Origin of the sequence: Plantibacter flavus, assembly GCF_900177615.1 — a bacterium.
Lineage (GTDB): Bacteria > Actinomycetota > Actinomycetes > Actinomycetales > Microbacteriaceae > Plantibacter > Plantibacter flavus.
In genome coordinates this window covers 186,120-204,420 of record NZ_FXAP01000002.1, presented here as the reverse complement: position 1 = coordinate 204,420, position 18,301 = coordinate 186,120, and the positions used below count along the sequence as shown (strand labels likewise).

The window sequence follows — 18,301 nt, the reverse complement described above, 5'->3', positions numbered from 1 at the left end:
GGGACCGTGGGCAGGGTCGCGCCGCCGCCGCTGTCCTCCACCCGCACCACGCACCGAGGAGCTCACGCATGACCGACCGCATCCTGACCACGCACGCCGGCAGCCTGCCGCGGACGCCCGAGCTGACCCGGTTGCTCGTAGCCCGCGACCAGCGGCGGGCGTTCGACGTCGCCGAGCTGGAGGAGGTCACGGCGGACGCGGTGGCCGCGACGGTCGCCGCACAGCTCGCCACCGGTCTCGATCTCATCAACGACGGCGAGGTCCCGCGCGTCGGGTTCTCCACCTATGTGCTGGAACGCATCGAGGGGTTCGGTGGAGCCGGACACCGCAAGCCGACGCTCGACTCCGTGCGATTCCCGGACTATGCGGCCTTCCAGGCGAAGCAGATCGTCGAGGGTGCGGACGTCGCACGGGTGTGGGATCCGCCGATGGCCCAGGGGCAGCTCCTGTACGACCCCACGCTGTCCGGCATCACCGCCGATCTCGACGGCTTCGAACGGGAACTCGCCGTGCAGGCGGGCCATGCGCGCACGCCCGCCGGCACCTTCTTCTCCGCGGCGACGCCCGGGATCGTGTCGACGACGCTGCTGCTCGACGCCGCGAACCCGTTCTACGGCGACGACCGCGCCTATGTGTTCGCGCTCGCCGAGCAGCTGCGGATCGAATACGAGGCCATCGTCGCCCGGGGTCACGTCCTGCAGCTCGACGCCCCGGACCTCGCCATGGAGCGGGTCATCCACTTCGGTGACGCGACGCTCGAGGAGTTCCTGGCGGCTGTGGACCTGCACGTCGACGCGCTCAACCACGCCATCCGGAACATCCCCCGTGAGCAGGTCCGGCTGCACGTCTGCTGGGGCAACTGGCAGGGGCCGCACCAGGACGACGTCCCGGTCGACGTGCTCCTCCCGCACCTCTACCGGGCGCGGGTCGGTGCGTTCAGCATCCCGCTCGGCAACCCGCGGCACCAGCACGAGGCGCCGGCGTTCCGCGAGCACCCGCTCCCCGAGGGCGCGCTCCTCATCCCGGGGGTCGTCGACGTGACCACCAACTACCTGGAGCACCCGCAGGTCATCGCGAACCGCATCGTCGAGGTCGCCGAGGCGGTCGGCGATCCGACCCGCGTCATCGCCGGCACCGACTGCGGGCTCTCGACCTTCGCGAGTTACGAGTTCGTCGCGACCGACGTCGCGTGGGCGAAGCTCGGTGCGCTCGTCGAGGGCGCTGCGATCGCGTCGAAGCGGCTGTTCGGGTCCTGAAGCTCCGGCTCGACGCCGCGCTCAGGCGGTGATCGACGGCTCGTCGCTCACCGAGAGCGTGAGCACGGCCTTGCCGATGAGGTCGTCCTGCTCGAGGTCGCCCTCGAGTCGGCGGAGTTGACGCGCGACGTCGTTCTCGCGGTCGTCGCCGACGAGGTCGACCGACGCGACGAGGAAGAGGCGTTCCGGTCCGCTGAACTCGAGGTACAGCGCCGTGACCCGCTCGATCTCCGGGTGGGACAGGAGCGCGGTGATGGTCTGAGCGCGGTACGCGGGGCTCGGCGAGGCTCCGAGGAGGTAGCGCCGGTTGCGGTTGATGAGCAGCAGCGCGACGCCGCCGAGCAGGACGCCGATCGCGATCGAGCCGATCGCATCCCAGACCGGGTCGCCGGTCACCTGGTGGAGGCCGATGCCGGCACCCGCGATGATGAGGCCGAGCAGTGCTGCGGAGTCCTCGAAGAACACCGAGCGGAGCGTCGTGTTGGAGCCGTTCACGATGTAGTCGAAGAAGCCACGGCCGTACTTCTTCGCCGTGCGCCGCCCCTCGAGGATCGACTGGGTGAAGGAGAAGCCCTCCAGGAGGAAGGCGACGCCGAGCACGAGGTAGCTGAGGGCGTAGTCCTCCATCGCCTCCGGTGCGGTGAGGCTCTGGATGCCGTGCTGGATTGAGACGACCGCACCGACGGTGAAGATCCCGAAGGCGGCGAACAGCGAGAAGATGTACGCGTCACGGCCGTAGCCGAGCGGATGTGCGGCATCGCGCTGCTTGTCGGCCCGTTTGTCGGCGATGAGGAGGAAGATCTCGTTCCCCGCGTCGGCCCACGAGTGCGCGGCCTCGGCCAGCATCGACGCCGACCCGGTGAGCGCGGCGACGATGGACTTGGCGATGGCGACGACGATGTTGGCCAGGAAGGCGATCACGACGGTCATGCGCCAACGCTACGCCCAGCCGGGGTCCGTCGTGGACGTCCGGGCGTCGGTGCAACGCGCCACCAGGGGGAGAGCGTCAGGACTTCAGGACACGCAGCGCCGAGCCCTTGTGTGCGGCCCTCGCGCCGGTCTTCTCCGACTCCACGATGAACGCGGGCTCGTCCGTCGAGGCCGTGAAGTGCTGGCCGTCGAACTGGAAGTCCGCGGTCTTCCGCTCGACGACCTTCCCCTGCGTCCGTCCCTGCGAGGTGCCCCAGGACACGCGGTCGCCCACTCGTACGTCTGCCATGCTGCCTCCTCGGCGCTCGACGCCGCGCGCGAGCGGCGTGTGAGCGACGATGCCAGCGTGTCGTCGGCCGGACAAGCGCTTGCGCCACGTGAGCGCAGGGGATATCCCCCGAGGTCCGCGGGCTCCTCGGCGTTAGCGTGTCCCCATGGCCTCGTTCACTCCGGGAAGACCCCGACTCGCGCTCGGCATCGGCATCGTGGCCGTCGTGCTCGGGGTGGCGCTCATCCCCGTCGCCATCGCGAACGCCCACGGCGAGTACGGCTTCCATTTCTGGTGGATCGTCATCGTCCCGATCCTCGCCGGCCTGTACTTTGGTGTGGCCGGAGCCGTCGGGCTCCGCAACCGCCGCTGAGGCCTGCAGCGGCCGCAGGCGTCCCTGGATCTCGCGTACCGTTGGCGGGATGAGTGACGACGCGGCTACCGAGGAGCACCGCAGGACCGCTGCGCACGCCTACAGTGCGCTCGGCTGCCTGCTCCTCGACGCCGGCACCTCCGTCACCGACGTCCGCGACTCCCTGGAGCGCGCCACGGTCGCATCAGGCGACGAGGGCCTCGCCTTCTCGGTGCTGCCGCAGCTCATCATCGTGAACGACGTGCGCACCGGCGCCGTGCTCGCGGCCGGCAACACGCATGGCGAGCTGTCGTTCCGCGGCGCGGCCCGGGCGAACCGGCTCATGCGCGAACTCGAGCTCGGACACTGGCCGGTCGGTGACCTGCCGGCCCGCATCCAGTCGATCCGGGAGACGCCGCGTCCGCACGCGTCGATGCACTGGGTGGTCGGGAACCTGCTGCTCGCGGGTGGGCTCGCGCTGCTGTTCCGCTGCCCATGGTGGGCGATCCTCGCATCCATGCTCGTCGGTGCCTTCGTCGGCCTCGTCATCACCCTGCTGGCGCGGTGGCGGGGAGCGGTCGCGATCGCCCCGTTCGTGACGGCGTTCGTGTCGACGACGCTCGTCGGGACGCTCGCATCGGCGATGGACCTCGGCCCCGTGCCGCTGTTCGCCGTCTGTGCGCCGATCGCGATCCTCGTGCCCGGCGCGCTCATCACCAACGCCCTGCTGGAGCTGACGGCGACCGACATCGTGACGGGCTCGGCACGCCTGATGTACGGGCTCATCGTGCTCGCCTTCATGGCGGCCGGGATCTCGGCCGGGGCGCTGCTCACCGGCCTGTCGATCGACCCCGACTCGACGGCGCTCGTCGGTCAGGTGGGGCGCGGAAGTTCGGACCTCGTCGGGTGGGAGTCGGTCCCGCCGCTGTGGTTCACGTGGATCGGCGTCGTGATGCTTGCGGCGGGGATCGGGATCGCGTTCGGCTCGGGCCGCTCCCTGACGCTGCTGACGATCTGCGTGATGGCGCTGACCTATGCGGGCATCGTCCTGTTCGCCCCGCTCGTGGGGAACGCGGTCGCGACGGGGCTCACCGCCGGGCTCGTGTTCGTCGTCGCTCGCATCGTCGAGCGATACTCGGCGGCGGTGCCGTCCAATGTCACGTTCCAGCCGGCCCTGCTCATGCTCGTGCCGGGCACCGTGGGCCTGGTCTCCCTCGCGACGCTCGAGGGCTCAGCGGTCACGGCAGCGCTGACGGTCTTCATCAGCCTCTGTGTCGGCGTCAAGACGGCTGCGGTCCTCACCGGTGTCGTCATCCCGCCGGTGCGTGCGACCGCCCGTCCCTGAGTCGCCCGGAATCGTCCGAAACCGAGCCGAATTCGTGCAGATTCGGGCGACTCAGCGGCTCAGGGCAGCCCGCGCCCGCGCCTTGATCGCGAGGATGACCTCGGTCTTCGCGTCGGCGTAGTCGTTCATGTCGTCCCAGGGCCTCCCGAGCAGCTCCCGCTTGGTGCGCTCGTACAGCGCGCGGTCGTCGGTGTCGGAACGCAGATGGTCGCGGAGGAGGAGGTACTCGCCGATCTCCGGGGCGCCCTGCTCGTAGAGGTGCACGTGGACGTCGCGCTCCGGCGTCCGGACCATACGGTGACGAGGTTCACGGACGCGCAGCACGTAGCCGGCGGCCAGCAGTGGGTCGAGGTAGTCCTCCTCCGCCGTGATGTCCGCGACGGCGACCACGATGTCGACGATCGGCTTCGCCGCGAGTCCGGGCACCGAGGTCGAGCCGATGTGCTCGATCGCGATGGTGCTGGATCCGCCCGCGCTCGTTCCGAGGGCCTCGATGATCCGCTGCCGGTGGTCGAGATACCGTTCGGGCCACCGGGGATCGGCATCGTGCAATTCGACCCGGACCGGCTCGGGGCCGCCGACCAGCTCGAGCGCAGTGACCTCCGGGCGGCGTCGCAGCCCGTCCTGCAAGGCGCGGATGTTGGCTCCGAGCACACCCGAGGCCAGCAGCCCGGAACCGAGCGGCCCCGACAGATCGGTGCCGAGTGCCGGCAGGAGGCGCAGTGCCGTGCGGGCCGGGTCGCTCAGCTGCTCGAGCTGCCAGGCGATCTCGGCTGCGCCGGCTCCGGCCTGATGCAGCTCGGCGGCCTTCGCCGCGTAGGCGGCGGAGCCGAGCGCGTGGGCGCCCATGTGCGCGACACCCGCTGCCTGTCCGGCCGACCACGCGGCGGCCTTGGCGGCGGGTGAGGACACCACCTGGGAGGCCCGATTGGCGACGAAGCGTCGTCGGATCTCACCGGCGGTGTCGAGCTCGCCACTCGCGTACGCCCGGGCGCGGGCGATCGCGTCGCGCGGACGGTCGTCATCCGGCGCCTCCGCTTCGAACAGCGGCAGCACCCGCTCGGCGCAATCGGCGGCCCACGAGGCGACGAGACGGCGGTCGGCTTCACTGAGGGACTGCGGCGAGGGCATGTTCCACCCTCGCACACCCGCCGGGGTCGAAGCATAGGCAGGAGGGTTAGCGTAGAGGGATGGCCGCCTTGAACCTGCCCGTGATCTCCTGCAGCCTCGATCCGGCGAGTCGGAGCCGGACCCTTGCTTCGGCGAGCAGCGGGTTGCTGCGCGAGCAGGGCCATGACTCGTCCGTCATCGATCTGGCCGAGATGGAACTGCCGCCGTTCGACAACGACCGGGTCTTCGCGAGCCCCGCGTTCCGTCGCCTGCACGAGCTGATCACGGCTGCCGACGGCGTCGTCCTCGCCTTCCCGGTCTACAACTGGGCACCGGCCGCGACGGTGAAGTCGCTCATCGAGGCGACCGGCGCGACCGGCGCGACCGGTGAGGACGGCAGGGTCGCCGCCTGGTTCGACAAGGTGGTGACCTTCGTCTGCGCAGCGGGCCTGCCGCACAGCTACATGGCGACGGCCACGCTCGGGCAGTCGCTCATGCTGGACTTCAAGTGCGTCATCAACCCGTACACGGCCTACCTGTCGGAGCGGGACTGGGAGCGCCCCGAGGTGCTGAAGACGGACCGCGCCGAGCGGCTCGCCAAGACGATGAGCGTGCATGCGGAGCTGTCGGCGCTCCTCGCCGAGCGGAGCTACCGCTCGACCTGGGAGGTCTGAGGGCGGAGCGTCACGGCCCCGAGCCTCACAACCGCACGACGAGCTTGCGGGCTGAGACGCCGCTGTGGAGTCGGTCGAGGGCCGGCTGGATCGCCTCGAGGCCGTCGCCGACCACCTCGGGGGCTGGCGCGCAGACGTGTCGTCCGTCGGCGAGCGCGCCCGGCAGGTAGCCCTCCCACAGCATCGGCCCGACCTCGTTGGTCATGAGCGAGCTGCCCCACACGTACCGCGCCGAGATCCCCGCCCGACGGGCACGGACCTGGAGCGCGACGTTGGCCGCCACGAGTCGGGTCATGGTGCGGACGAACGTCAGACTCGGCCCGGCCCGACGCGGCAGCGACCCGAACGACACCGACGGGCTCGCGAGTGCGACGCGGCGCGCCCCGGTGGCGGCGGCGACGGCGACGGCTGGTTCTGCGGAGCCGGTCCCGACGGCGAGGACGCCGACGACCGAGGAGCCGCGGAGGGCGCTGACCAGATCCGCCACGACGGTCGGGCTGCGGTAGTCGAACACGAGGTCGGCACCGAGCTCGCGCATCCGGTCGTGGTTGTGCGGCGAGGCGGTGGTCGCGACCCGGTGGCCGGAGGCGACCGCGAGCTGGATGGCGTTGCTGCCGACGCTCGTGGCGCCGCCCCAGACGACGACGGTCGTCCCGGTGGGGATGGGGTGCTCCGAGGGGTGGGGGAGCGCGAGGTGGTCGCGTTGGAAGAGGGCGGTCGCGGCCGTGGAGATCCCGAGCGGCAGGACGACCGCGTCCTCGTCTCGCAGGCCCTCCGGGATCGGGGCAGCGAGGTCCGCCCGCACGACGGTGAACTGCTGGAACCCGCCCTCGGCGATATGGCGCCGATCGCGCTCCATGCCGACCGCGTACGCCACGACGCGGTCGCCGACGGCGAAGCGACGGACACCCGACCCGACGGCCACGACCTCGCCCGCGACGTCCTCACCGAGCACGGCGGGCGAGGGCAGCCACCGGTACATGAGGTTCCCGGTCCGCTGCTTGACGTCGTCGAGTGGGTTCACCGCGACCGCACGGTTCCGGAGGAGGAGTTCACCCGGGCCGGGTTCGTGCATCGCGGCCGGACCGACGACGAGGTCCGCGCGGGGTGCTGGCAGCCAGGCTGCGGTGTTCGTCGGCATGAGGTCTCCAAGGGTGTTGCGGATTGGTGTGGCGATGATGACACGGTGTGCCATCACTGTACACCTGACGACACGACGTGTCATCGACTATCCTGATCGCATGGCACGCTGGGCACCCGACGCCGCTCTCCGACTCGAGAGCGCTGCGATGGCGCTCTTCGCCGAGCGGGGCTTCACGGCGACGACGGTCCCGGAGATCGCCGAAGCCGCCGGGCTCACCACCCGAACGTTCTTCCGTCACTTCGCCGACAAGCGTGACGTGCTCTTCCTCCGCGAGCGCGAGCTCCCGACCGTGGTCGGGCGGCTGGTCTCTGCTGCGCCACCAGGACTCGACCCGCTCGCGCTGGTGATGTCCGGCCTCGAGACCGTGGCCGCCGGTGAGCTGCAGCGCTGGCGGGACGACATCGCAGCCCGCCGCGCAGTCATCCGGTCCGAACCGCAGCTGCGCGAGCGGGAACGGCTGAAGTCGGCGGTCCTCACCGACGCGATGCGCGATGGCCTCATGGAGAGTGGTGTCACATCAGCCGACGCGGCGCTCGCCGCGTCCATCGGTTCGGCACTCTTCGACGCCTCCCTCGAGCAGTGGCTCGCCGGACCGGACGACGTGCTCCTCGTCGACGTGCTTCGCGCGATGCGCGCCCGACTCGGCGACCTGGCGGGTCGCTGACCGAGCAGACCGGGAACCGGTCGCGCGCGCAGCGTGGCCGTTCTGTTCACGACCCCGTCGGCGCCCGGTCGTACGGTGAGACCATGACACTGAGACTCGGCTTCATCGGCATCGTGACGAACGACATGGCGGCCTCACTCGCCTTCTACCGGGCCCTGGGCGTGCCCATCGAGCCCGGTCAGGACGACGCTCCCCACGTGGATGCACTCCTGGACGGAGGGGTGGCGCTCGCATGGGACACGGTCGAGACGATCCGCGGTTTCGACCCGACCTTCGTTCCGGCGTCCGGCGGCCACCGGATCGCCCTCGCCTTCGACCAGGGGAGTCCGGCTGCCGTCGACGCCACCTTCGCCACGCTCGTCGATGCCGGATACGCCGGGCACGTCGAGCCCTGGGATGCCGTGTGGGGACAGCGGTACGCGACCCTCCTCGACCCGGACGGGAACTCGGTCGACCTCTACGCCGCGCTCGCCGCGAACTGAGCGGGGCTCGAGCCGACGAGACGCCTGAACTCGCGGGAGAGGTGGGGTTGGTCGGCATAGCCCGCCGATGCGGCGACGTCGGCGATCGATGAGCCCGAGCGGAGTGATGATCGAGCACGGTGCGCGCGATCGAGGCGCACGAGCGTGGCGTAGCCGTATCCGAAGGTGGCGAGCATCCGCCGCCGGAAGGACCGTTCGGAGCCGCTCAGCGTCGCGGCGACGTCACGCGCCGACGTCGCCTCGGACGCCGATCGGCGGACGGCGTCCGACCAGGGACTCGCTTCGGCCAGCTGGGCCGAGAACGCCGCGAGCGTGCCGATCGGGGCGGGTCCGGCTTCGAGCGGGGTCATCGCCTCGCGCAGCCGTGCCGCGGTCCGCCGATCGGCGACGTCGTCGAGCGGTACGAGCTGGTCCGCGATCGCTGCGAGATCGAGGCCGAGCAGGAGACCGGCCCGCCCCGGCTGCATCCTGAATCCGAACGACCCGGCGGCCCCGTCGGGACCGGTGGCGAGCCACCGTGTCGACGGTCCGGCAACCTCGACCCGGCCGTCGCGGAGGATCAGGTCGACACAGCCGTCGGCCGGGACGACCGCCCCGCCCACGCTGCCTTCCGAGCGCCACAGGGCCTCGCCGGAGAGGAGGACGCGCTCGGAGTACACCTGCCCAGTGTCTCAATCGGCGCGTGATGGTGTCGACACGTCAGCTGCTCCGAGAAGGGGGCTTGGGAGAACGTGGTGCAACGGCCAGACTGCTCCTGGGAGGAATCATGATGACCAGGCAACAGTCGGATCGGCGGCGCCGGATCGGCGGCGCCGGATCGGTCGGCGACAGGTGACCCCGCGGGTGGCCGGATGGTGCGTGATCGTCGCCGCCGTCGCGGTCGCCGTGTTCGGCGGGGTACTCATCGCCTCCCCGCCGTGGAGCATCCTTGGAGCGCTGGTCCTTGTGGCCGCGTCCATCGTCTTCGCAACCGGCGTCGTCGCGACGTATCGTCGATCCTGGGCGGAGACGTGGCCTCCTGATGCCACACCGACCCGGCGGCAACAGCTCCGTCGCCTTGCCGTGGGTCGGGTGCTCGGCAGCGTCCTGGTCGTCGGCACGATCGGGCTCGCGGCGTTCGCGATCCTGCGTCAGGACTGGACTGGGCTGGTCTTCGCCGTCATCCTCTGTGCCAGCGGTGTCGGCAACCTCGTCCTCAATCGCCGAGTGCTCCAGCAGCTGCGGGAGGGTGAGCGCGCCGAGACGTGACGCAGGGCGTCGGGCGCTCAGTCGCCGCCGCCCCCGCCGCCCCCGTCTCCTCCGCCGCCGGAGTCGCCGCTGCTGCCACCGTCCCAACCGCCGGAGTCGCTTCCGCCGGAGTCGCTTCCGCCGTGGTGGCTGTCGCCATCGACGATGAACGGCATTCCGGAGTCCGAAGTCGTACCCCCGCGATGCTTCGACCCGCCGGCACGTCGTCTGGCCTGCACGGTGATCGTGAAGACGATGACCACGACGGCGGCGAGGACCACGATCATGATGACGGTTGAGCTGTCCATGGCTCGACCGTAGCGATGTCCGACGGCTGTCGCATCACCCGCGCGGTGAGTATCGGCGTCCGACCGGACCTCAGCGCCTCGGGATCGTGGAACCGCGGAGGACGAGGCGGCCCGGCAGGTACTCGACGCCCGGTGCGACGTCCGTGCCCTCGATCGCCTCGAAGATGCGGGTGGCGGCGAGTCGCCCGAGCTGTTGCAGGTTGGCGTCGATGGACGACAGTTCAGGGCGCGAGTTGGTGGCCAGGATCTCCCAGTTGTCGAAGCTGACGACCGCGACGTCGCTCGGGACGTCGCGCCCGAGGTCGCGGACGGTGTCGAGCACGCCGCGGGCGATCTGGTCGGAGCCGGCGACGATGCCGTCGATCTCCGGGTGTTGTGCGAGCAGCATCGCCGCCGCATCGCGACCCCAGTGCTCAGTCCACTCCGAGAACATCGGCGTGCCGACGAGGTCCAGACCCGCCGCGGCGAGGGCGTTCTGCACCCCCGTCACGCGGTCCCTGGCCGCCGCGTACTGCGGTTCACCCGTGATCATCGCGATGCGGGAACGCCCGCACGCGATCAGGTGCTCGACGGCGAGGCGCCCGCCGTCGCGGTTGTCGGGGGTGATCGACACGTCGGTCGGGTCGTCGGACGGCGCGTAGGCGTAGACGACCGGGACGGGCAGTTTGTGGCCGAGCGAGGGGCGCGGGTCCGTCGTGCGGCCCACGACGATGATGCCGTCGACGCGCCGGGTGAGGAGCGCGTTGAGATGGTGCTGTTCACGGATCGCGTCCCCGCGGGCGTCGCAGAGGAACACGTTGACCTGCCCGGCGCCGAACGCGTCCTCGGCGCCCATGAGGATGGGGATGACGAAGCGGCCCTCGAGGTCGCTCGTCAGGAGACCGACGGTGCCGGTGCGCCCGTTGATGAGGCTCCGGGCGAGTTCGTTGGGCGTGAAGGCGACCTCCTTCGCGGCGTCGAGCACCCGCTGCCGGGTCTTCGGGGCGACCTCGCTCCGTCCGTTGATGGCTTTCGAGGCGGTGGCCATCGAGACGCCTGCGATCCGGGCGACGTCGCCCAGGGTGGCCGCTCGGCCGGGGGTACCGGTCACCGAAGCACCGACATCACTGTCTGGCATTGCTCCCCCTCTTCGTTTCCGAAACGTTACCGGACTTCGCTCTTGACGCTACACCGATCCCAGGCTAGCTTTACCGAAAGGCGTTTCGATAGTTTCGAAAACCTCCCATGCACCGCCGGACCCGACCGGTCCGCTCAACGATGAGTCAGAGGAGTCACCATGCGCAGCACGCACACCAGACGGATGCAGCGGGTCGGAGGGGTGTTGGCCGCCAGCGCCCTCCTCGTCGGCCTCGCCGCCTGTTCCTCCGGGGGCGGTGGCAGTTCCCCACTCGCCAGTGCCGGGCCCGAGGGCGTCGACGACGGCTCCGAGCTCACGCTCTGGACCCGCGCCCCACTCGAGAAGCAGGCGAAGCTCCTCGTGGAGGCCTACAACGCCTCGCACGAGAACCAGGTGAAGCTCACCGTGGTCCCGAACGACGACTACGTCGCGAAGGTCGGTGCGGCAGCCGGCTCCGACAGCCTCCCCGACCTGTTCGCCGCCGACATCGTGTACGTCCCGAACTGGGTCGAACAGGGCCTCTTCCAGGACCTCACCGCGAACATCGACGGACTCGACTTCAAGGACGAGATCAACCAGGGGCACCTCGCCGCCGGCACCTCCGACGGCAAGGAGCACGTCCTCCCGTTCGTCCTCGACCTCTCGATGCTGTTCTGGAACAAGGAGCTCTACAAGGAAGCCGGGCTCGACCCCGAGCAGGGCCCGACCACGCTGGCCGAGTTCGCCGAGGACGCGAAAGCCGTCCAGGCCCTGAACAAGCCCGACACCTACGGCACCGCGACCGGCCTCAACTGCGGCGGTTGCCTCGTCTTCACCTGGTTCCCCAGCGTGTGGGCCGACGGCGAGCAGGTCATGAACACGGAGGGCACCGAGTCGCTCCTCGCCGAGGACGGCGCCAAGGAGGTCTACAGCACGTGGGCCGACCTGTGGAAGTCGGGCGCCGTGCTCCCGTCCTCGAAGGACGAGGCCGGACCCACCTGGACCGCCGGCTTCACCGAAGGCAAGGTCGGCGTCATGCCGTACCCGGCGACGCTGCTCTCCTCCACCCCCTTCGACGTTGGTGTGTCCGGCATCCCCGGCCCGAAGGGCGGCGACTCGACCTTCGTCGGTGGCGACGGGATCGGCGTCTCGAAGGACAGCAAGAAGGCCGCGCAGTCGTGGAACTTCCTCAGCTGGCTGATGTCCGAGGACGCACAGGTCGGTGTCCTCGCGAAGGACAACGACGTCGTCTCCCGCTCCGACCTCGCCGAGAACGAGTACTCGAGCAAGGACCCGCGCCTCGTCACGATCAACGAGGTCGCCTCGAAGGGCGACACCCCGTACTCGCTGAACTTCCAGGAGGCCTTCAACTCGCCGACCAGCCCGTGGCTGACCCTCGTGCGGAACGCGGTCCTCGAGGGTACCGACACGGTCGACGCCGACAGCGACGCGATCACGGACGTGCTCTCGCAGTAGCCAGATCCGCCGGTGCGCCGCCGCATCCCTCACTGCGACGGCGCACCGGCATCCACCCGCTTCGAAAGGTCCACCCATGAGTACCACCCTCGCCAGACGAGGCCCGACGGACTCGGTCGGTGCCAGGAAGCGTCGCGCCGTGCACGCCCGCACCGGCTGGCTGTTCGCGCTCCCCACCGCAGTGTTCGTCATCCTCCTGTTCCTTGTCCCGCTGGGGCTCGTGTTCCAGATGGCGGCCTCCGACTGGCCGCTCCTCGGTGGCAACCAGGGTGTGAACTTCCCCGAGAACTTCCCGAAGGCCATCGACAACCGCTTCTTCCTCGACTCGGTGGTCTTCACGCTCAAGTACACGGCCATCGCGACCGTCCTGCTCATCGGCCTGGGGCTCGGCCTCGCACTCCTCGTGCAGGAGTCCAGTCGGTGGAAGGGCTTCCTCCGTACCGCGTTCCTCATCCCGAGCGCCCTCGGCCTCGCCTCGGCGTCGCTCCTCTTCTACGTGCTGTACTCGCCGATCGCGGGTCCGTTCGCCGACCTCACGAAGGCCATGGGCTTCACCTTCCTCGGAACCCCGGACGCGGCGCTCTGGTCGACGGTGTTCCTCATCGTCTGGCGCTTCGCCGGCTTCTACATGCTGCTCATGCTGGTGGGCCTCCAGGGCATCCCGGAAGAGGTCTACGAGGCGGCGCGCATCGACGGTGCATCACGCTGGCAGACCTTCCGCGACATCACCGTCCCGCTGCTCAAGCCGACGCTCGCGCTCACGACGGTGATGTGCGTCACCGGTTCGCTGCTCGCGTTCGAGCAGTTCTACATCCTCACCAAGGGCGGCCCGGACAACAGCACGATCACCATCGTCCAGCTCATCTACAACGTGGCGTTCCAGGGCCCCAACAACCTCGGCGTCGCCGGGGCGCTGTCGGTCATCGTGCTCGCCGCGCTCATCGTCATCAACATCGTGCAGATCCGCGCGTTCAGCAAGAAGGTCGAGGACTGAGCATGACCATCACCCGAAAGGAACCGGCCACCGTCACCTCGACGATGCCCGACGTCCGTGGTCACGGACGCAATCGCGGCCGCGGACGCGACGGGAAGCCGACGAACTTCTTCGGTATCGCCATCCGGATGCCGTTCTGGATCTTCACGGCGGCGCTCGCCGTGATCTTCCTCTATCCGCTCGTCTGGACCGCCGTCCGCTCGGTGTCGCCGCTCGCCGGTACGAACCAGACCGAGGGGTGGGGGCTCGGCAACTACATCACCCTCGCCGGGTATCAGGACGGCATCCTGCAGTACATCGGCAACTCGGTGTTCGTCTCGCTGCTGACCGTGATCCTCACGCTCGTCATCTCGCTGTTCGGCGGCTACGCGTTCGCGAGGTTCCAGTTCCGCGGCAAGAACGCCCTGTTCCTCGCCACCATCGCGATCCTCATGGTCCCGTACGCGACGCTGCTCATCCCGCTGTACGTGCTCCTCAACCTGGTCGGGCTGTCGAACTCGCTCGTCGGGGTGGCGCTCGTGCTCACCATGTTCCAGTTGCCGTTCTCGACCTTCATGATGCGCATCGCGTTCGAGTCGATCCCGAAGGAGCTCGACGAGGCCGCGATGGTCGACGGCTGCACGTCCTGGAGCGTGCTGTGGAAGGTCCTCGTGCCGGCCGTGAAGCCGGGGCTGATCACGGTCGGCCTGTTCGCCTTCCTCGCGGCGTGGAACGACTTCATGGCGCCACTCATCCTCATCAACGACTCGGCGAAGATGACCCTGCCCCTCGCGGTCTCCAACCTGCGCGGCCAGGTCCAGGGCGTCGTCGACTACGGCGCGACCGAAGCCGGCGTCGTGGTCCTGGCGCTGCCGTGCATCCTCCTCTTCCTCATCCTCCAACGTCACTACGTGCGCGGCTTCATGTCCGGCGCCTTCAAGGGGTAACCATGAGCACCACCACCAGCACCAGCACCACGCCCACCACGTCGGCGACCGTCGCAGCCCCGGTCGTCCCCACCACCGGCGCGCTCACACCGCTCGGCCTCGACGAGGTGCGCATCACCGACGGCTTCTGGGCCGACCGTCAGCGGGTCAACGGCACGGCGACGCTGCCGCACGTCGAGCACTGGCTCGAGCGGGAGGGCTGGCTCCGCAACTTCGACCTCGCCGCCGCCGGCACGCTTCCCGAGGGCCGCCGTGGACGCGAGTTCGCCGACTCCGAGGTCTACAAGTACCTCGAGGCCGTCGCGTGGGAGCTCGGACGGCTCGGCGGTGACGACGCGCTCGAGTCGCGGTTCCGCGCGATCGTCGACCGGGTCGCCGCCGCGCAGGAGGCCGACGGCTACCTGAACACCCGCTTCGGTCGCCCGGGGCAGGGTGAGCGCTGGTCGGATCTCGAGTGGGGGCACGAGCTGTACTGCCTCGGCCACCTCTTCCAGGCGGCCGTCGCCCGGGAGCGGACCAGCCCGGGGTCCGACGACGGGCTCCTCGGGATCGCGACGCGGGCCGCGGACCGCATCTGCGAGGTCTTCGGCACCGACGGCATCCAGTCCGTGTGCGGGCATGCCGAGGTCGAGGTGGGGCTCGCGGAGCTGTCACGGGTGACCGGCGAGCCACGCTATCTCGAACTCGCGTCGCTGTTCGTCGAGCGTCGCGGCACCGGCGTGCTCCAGGACATCGAGTGGGGCCGCGCGTACTTCCAGGACGACGTGCCGATCCGCGAGGCGGAGGCGTTGCGGGGCCACGCGGTCCGCGCGAACTACCTCGCGGCCGGCGCCACCGACATCGCGGTCGAGCACGGCGACGACGGCCTGCTCGACGCGCTCCGCGGCCAGTGGGACCGGACGATCGCCCGCCGCACCTACCTGACCGGCGGTCAAGGCTCGCACCACCAGGACGAGGCGTTCGGCGAAGACTTCGAGCTGCCGTCCGACCGCGCCTACTCCGAGACCTGTGCCGGCATCGCGTCGATCATGTTCAGCTGGCGGCTGCTGCTCGAAGACCGCGACGTCCGGTACGCCGACCACATCGAGCGCATCCTCTACAACGTCGTCGCGACCTCGCCGTCGGCCGCCGGCACCGCGTTCTTCTACGCCAACACCCTGCACCAGCGTACGCCGGGGGAGTCGAGCCCAGACGACGAGGTGTCACCGCGCGCGTCGTCCTCCGAGCGTGCGCCCTGGTTCGACGTGTCGTGCTGTCCACCGAACGTGGCCCGGACACTCGCGAGCCTGGCGGCGTTCGTCGCCACGAGCGACGACCACGGCGTGCAGATCCATCAGTTCGCATCGGCGACGATCGACACGGTCATCGGCGGCGAGCAGGGCGGGCGGTTCCGGGCCGAGCTCGTGACCGACTACCCGCGGTCCGGCGTCGTCACCGTGCGCATCGTGGAGGCGCCGAGCGGACCGGTGGCCGTCTCGCTCCGGGTGCCGTCGTGGGCTGATGACGCGGTGGTGGCCGTCCGGCCCGTGGACGGTGCATCCGTGGATCGTGCCGTCGCCCCCGGTTACGCCGACGTCGAGCGGTCCTTCGTCCCCGGTGACGTCGTGGAGCTCAGGTTCAGCGTCCGTCCGCGGGTCACCCTGCCGGATCCCCGCGTGGACGCCATCCGTGGCAGCGTCGCGATCGAGCGCGGACCCGAGGTCTACTGCGTCGAGTCGGTGGACCTCCCGGGCGGTGACGAGGCGATCGCGCGCATCGAGGTGGCGGAGGGTGTCGTCCCCGTCGAGGACGCGGACGGTCGGCTGTCGATCGAGCTGCGTGCGCGGAGTCTCGTCGACAGCACTTGGCCGTATGGTGACACCTTCGTCGCGGCGGCTGCCGACGAGACGTTCACCGCGAGCATCGCGCCGTACCATTCCTGGGCCGAGCGCGGGCCGTCCACGATGCGTGTCTGGATCCCGATCACCCGGGCGTGAGGGTCGGGCGCGTCATACTGGTGTCCCGTCGACCAGCGATCCGGAAGCAGCCATGACGTATCCTCCGAACCCTCAGGGCCCCTCCGGCCAGCCGCAGGGCGGTCAGCCGCAGTACGGCCAGGCACCCTACGGTCAGCCGCAGTACGGCCAGGCACCCTACGGCCAGCCGCAGTACGGCCAGGCACCCTACGGCCAGCCGCAGTACGGCCAGGCACCGTACGGTCAGCCGCAGTACGTCGCGCCCCCGCCCCGGGGTGCCAGCTCGCCGGACGACCTGACCCTGCCGCTCTACGGGGCGACGTTCCGCCAGGCCACCAAGCGGTTCTTCAAGCAGTACGCGAACTTCTCCGGGCGCGCGTCGCTCAGCGAGTACTGGTGGAGTTCGCTGCTCACGACGATCCTGATCCTCATCCCGACGCTGCTCGTCATGGTCGGTGCCATCATGACCGGTGTCGCCGCGGCGACGGCTGCCCAGGAGCAGGACCTCTCTGGTGGCAGCTACGACTTCGCGGAGCCTGGACCGATGGAGTTCGGCATGCGCGCGCTTCTCATCCTCGGGGTGATCCTGCTGCTCGTCGTGTGGTTCGCCATCCTCGTGCCGAGCCTGGCGATCACCTGGCGGCGCCTGCACGACGCGAACTTCCCCGGCCCGTACTACTTCTTCACGCTCGTCCCCTCGATCGGGAGCGTCATCATCCTGGTCCTCGTGCTGCTTCCGTCGAAGCCCGAAGGGCAGCGCTTCGATCGTCCCGCGCAGGTGTCGTCCGGGCGCTGACGCGCTGTTCACTGCGGAAGGTCGGCGACCTTCCGCAGCAGGACCTCGCGCTCGCGGTCGTTCGCGGCGAGGTGCGCGGCGGTCCGGAGTTCCGAGCGCGCCTCCTCGACGCGACCCAGTCGTGCAAGCAGTTCGCCGCGGACGCTCGGGATGAGGTGCGACCCCCGGAGCGACGCATCGTCGGTGAGACCGTCGACGATGCGGAGCGCCGTCGCCGGGCCGGTCGCCATCGACACCGCGATCGCGCGGTTGAGTTCGACGACCGGATTGGGCGCGATCCGTCCGAGTGCCTCGTAGAGGATCACGATCTGCTCCCAGTCCGTCGCCGCCACGCTCGGAGCGACCGAGTGGCACTGCGCGATGGCCGCCTGCAGCGCGTAGGCGCCGCGACCCCGGCCGAGGGCGTCGGCGCGGCTGAGCGCCGCCGTCCCACGGACGATCTGCGCCCGGTCCCAGCGCTCGCGGTGTTGGTCGGCGAGCAGGATCGCGGAGCCGTCGGGTGCGACGCGGGCGGCGAAGCGTGAGGCCTGGAACTCCATGAGGGCGACGAGCGCGTGCGCCTCCGGCTCGCGGGGGACGAGCGCGACGAGGCGTCGGCCCAGCCGCAGGGCCTCGTTCGCGAGGTCGGCGCGGATCCAGTTCGGTCCGCTCGTCGCCGCGTACCCCTCGGTGAAGAGCAGGTAGACGACGCCGAGGACGGCCGACAGGCGCCGGGGCCACTCGGCCGGGTCCGGCGCCTCGAAGTGCACATTCGCCGCGGCGAGCGTCTTCTTGGCACGGGTGATCCTCGCCTGCACCGTCGGCACCGGGACGAGGAGCATCCGGGCGATCTCCGGGGTGGTGAGGCCGCTGACGACCCGCAGGGTCAGTGCCACCTGCGACTCCCGCGACAGCACCGGGTGGCAGGCGGTGAAGACGAGCCGCAGGACGTCGTCCCCGATCGGCTCCCAGTCGAGGTCGCTCGCCTGCTCCAGGTCACGGGCGAGCGAGCGGTACCGCTCGTCGAGTGCCGCTCGGCGTCGCCAGCCGTCGATCGCGCGACGCTTCGCCACCATCGTCAGCCACGCACCCGGGTTGCGCGGCACGCCGTCGCGAGGCCACTGCTCGAGGGCCTCCAGCAGTGCCTCCTGAGCGAGGTCCTCCGCCAGGCCGAGGTCGCCGGTCAGTTTCGTGAGGGTGGCGACGATCTGCGCGCTCTCGATCCGCCAGACGCTGTCGACCACGCGGCGGGCGGCCGCGTCGCCGTCCGCCGCGCCGGTGCCGGTCAGGTCGGCGTCGGTCATGTCCGTCTCGCGTCG

At 70.2% G+C, this 18,301-nt stretch carries 20 protein-coding genes; 12 read left to right on the top strand and 8 right to left on the bottom strand.

Features of this window, described 5'->3' with window-relative positions; genetic code table 11:
- Positions 1–68 precede the first annotated feature (68 nt).
- The gene (locus tag B9Y95_RS07395; protein WP_085511277.1) at positions 69–1,256 is read left to right on the top strand and encodes a uroporphyrinogen decarboxylase/cobalamine-independent methonine synthase family protein; all 1,188 of its coding nucleotides are present in this window, start codon (positions 69–71) and stop codon (positions 1,254–1,256) included.
- Positions 1,257–1,277: 21 nt separating this feature from the next.
- Here B9Y95_RS07395 and B9Y95_RS07390 read toward each other — a convergent pair whose 3' ends face one another.
- Both B9Y95_RS07390 and B9Y95_RS07385 read right to left on the bottom strand, forming a co-directional pair.
- Positions 1,278–2,186, bottom strand: a complete 909-nt coding sequence (locus B9Y95_RS07390; RefSeq protein ID WP_085511276.1) for a cation diffusion facilitator family transporter — start codon at positions 2,184–2,186, stop codon at positions 1,278–1,280.
- 76 nt (positions 2,187–2,262) lie between these two features.
- A complete protein-coding gene (locus B9Y95_RS07385) occupies positions 2,263–2,475 on the bottom strand; it encodes a hypervirulence associated TUDOR domain-containing protein (protein WP_085511275.1) in 213 nt (70 codons plus the stop codon).
- 145 nt (positions 2,476–2,620) lie between these two features.
- On the opposite strand from B9Y95_RS07385, the gene B9Y95_RS07380 reads away from it, so the two are divergent.
- Both B9Y95_RS07380 and B9Y95_RS07375 read left to right on the top strand, forming a co-directional pair.
- Entirely contained in the window at positions 2,621–2,827 is a 207-nt protein-coding gene (locus B9Y95_RS07380) for a hypothetical protein (RefSeq protein WP_085511274.1), read from the top strand.
- 49 nt (positions 2,828–2,876) lie between these two features.
- Positions 2,877–4,151, top strand: a complete 1,275-nt coding sequence (locus tag B9Y95_RS07375; RefSeq protein WP_085511273.1) for a threonine/serine exporter family protein — start codon at positions 2,877–2,879, stop codon at positions 4,149–4,151.
- Between the two features lie 51 nt (positions 4,152–4,202).
- Here the strand turns inward: B9Y95_RS07375 and B9Y95_RS21140 are convergent, their stop codons facing one another.
- Positions 4,203–5,282, bottom strand: coding sequence for a GrpB family protein (locus B9Y95_RS21140; RefSeq protein WP_085511272.1), 1,080 nt, complete (start codon positions 5,280–5,282; stop codon positions 4,203–4,205).
- Between the two features lie 59 nt (positions 5,283–5,341).
- Here B9Y95_RS21140 and B9Y95_RS07365 point away from each other — a divergent pair, with 59 nt between their 5' ends.
- Positions 5,342–5,935: an NADPH-dependent FMN reductase gene (locus B9Y95_RS07365; protein ID WP_085511271.1), complete on the top strand. Its 594-nt coding sequence runs from the start codon at positions 5,342–5,344 to the stop codon at positions 5,933–5,935.
- A gap of 25 nt (positions 5,936–5,960) precedes the next feature.
- Here B9Y95_RS07365 and B9Y95_RS07360 read toward each other — a convergent pair whose 3' ends face one another.
- Positions 5,961–7,130, bottom strand: a complete 1,170-nt coding sequence (locus tag B9Y95_RS07360) for a zinc-binding alcohol dehydrogenase family protein (protein WP_327083089.1) — start codon at positions 7,128–7,130, stop codon at positions 5,961–5,963.
- Between the two features lie 46 nt (positions 7,131–7,176).
- On the opposite strand from B9Y95_RS07360, the gene B9Y95_RS07355 reads away from it, so the two are divergent.
- Positions 7,177–7,743, top strand: a complete 567-nt coding sequence (locus B9Y95_RS07355; RefSeq protein ID WP_159453340.1) for a TetR family transcriptional regulator — start codon at positions 7,177–7,179, stop codon at positions 7,741–7,743.
- An 83-nt stretch (positions 7,744–7,826) separates the two neighbouring features.
- Positions 7,827–8,225: a VOC family protein gene (locus B9Y95_RS07350; RefSeq protein ID WP_085511268.1), complete on the top strand. Its 399-nt coding sequence runs from the start codon at positions 7,827–7,829 to the stop codon at positions 8,223–8,225.
- Here the strand turns inward: B9Y95_RS07350 and B9Y95_RS07345 are convergent.
- Entirely contained in the window at positions 8,201–8,884 is a 684-nt protein-coding gene (locus tag B9Y95_RS07345; protein WP_085511267.1) for a helix-turn-helix transcriptional regulator, read from the bottom strand. The two genes, B9Y95_RS07350 and B9Y95_RS07345, sit on opposite strands and share 25 nt — an antisense overlap.
- A gap of 199 nt (positions 8,885–9,083) precedes the next feature.
- Here B9Y95_RS07345 and B9Y95_RS07340 point away from each other — a divergent pair, with 199 nt between their 5' ends.
- Positions 9,084–9,473, top strand: coding sequence for a hypothetical protein (locus tag B9Y95_RS07340; RefSeq protein ID WP_085511266.1), 390 nt, complete (start codon positions 9,084–9,086; stop codon positions 9,471–9,473).
- 17 nt (positions 9,474–9,490) lie between these two features.
- Here the strand turns inward: B9Y95_RS07340 and B9Y95_RS07335 are convergent, their stop codons facing one another.
- Both B9Y95_RS07335 and B9Y95_RS07330 read right to left on the bottom strand, forming a co-directional pair.
- Positions 9,491–9,760, bottom strand: coding sequence for a hypothetical protein (locus B9Y95_RS07335; protein WP_085511265.1), 270 nt, complete (start codon positions 9,758–9,760; stop codon positions 9,491–9,493).
- A 70-nt stretch (positions 9,761–9,830) separates the two neighbouring features.
- Positions 9,831–10,877: a LacI family DNA-binding transcriptional regulator gene (locus tag B9Y95_RS07330; RefSeq protein ID WP_085511264.1), complete on the bottom strand. Its 1,047-nt coding sequence runs from the start codon at positions 10,875–10,877 to the stop codon at positions 9,831–9,833.
- 159 nt (positions 10,878–11,036) lie between these two features.
- Here B9Y95_RS07330 and B9Y95_RS07325 point away from each other — a divergent pair, with 159 nt between their 5' ends.
- The 5 genes from B9Y95_RS07325 (at position 11,037) to B9Y95_RS07305 (ending at position 17,003) form a co-directional block, all read left to right on the top strand.
- The gene (locus B9Y95_RS07325; RefSeq protein WP_085511263.1) at positions 11,037–12,332 is read left to right on the top strand and encodes an ABC transporter substrate-binding protein; all 1,296 of its coding nucleotides are present in this window, start codon (positions 11,037–11,039) and stop codon (positions 12,330–12,332) included.
- Between the two features lie 76 nt (positions 12,333–12,408).
- Complete coding sequence (locus B9Y95_RS07320; protein ID WP_085511262.1) at positions 12,409–13,326, top strand: carbohydrate ABC transporter permease; 918 nt, start codon at positions 12,409–12,411, stop codon at positions 13,324–13,326.
- Positions 13,327–13,328: 2 nt separating this feature from the next.
- A complete protein-coding gene (locus B9Y95_RS07315) occupies positions 13,329–14,252 on the top strand; it encodes a carbohydrate ABC transporter permease (RefSeq protein ID WP_327083088.1) in 924 nt (307 codons plus the stop codon).
- Between the two features lie 2 nt (positions 14,253–14,254).
- Positions 14,255–16,228, top strand: a complete 1,974-nt coding sequence (locus B9Y95_RS07310) for a glycoside hydrolase family 127 protein (protein WP_085511261.1) — start codon at positions 14,255–14,257, stop codon at positions 16,226–16,228.
- Between the two features lie 52 nt (positions 16,229–16,280).
- Positions 16,281–17,003: a DUF805 domain-containing protein gene (locus tag B9Y95_RS07305; RefSeq protein ID WP_085511260.1), complete on the top strand. Its 723-nt coding sequence runs from the start codon at positions 16,281–16,283 to the stop codon at positions 17,001–17,003.
- An 8-nt stretch (positions 17,004–17,011) separates the two neighbouring features.
- Here the strand turns inward: B9Y95_RS07305 and B9Y95_RS07300 are convergent, their stop codons facing one another.
- Entirely contained in the window at positions 17,012–18,286 is a 1,275-nt protein-coding gene (locus B9Y95_RS07300) for an RNA polymerase sigma factor (protein WP_085511259.1), read from the bottom strand.
- Positions 18,287–18,301: the final 15 nt, after the last annotated feature.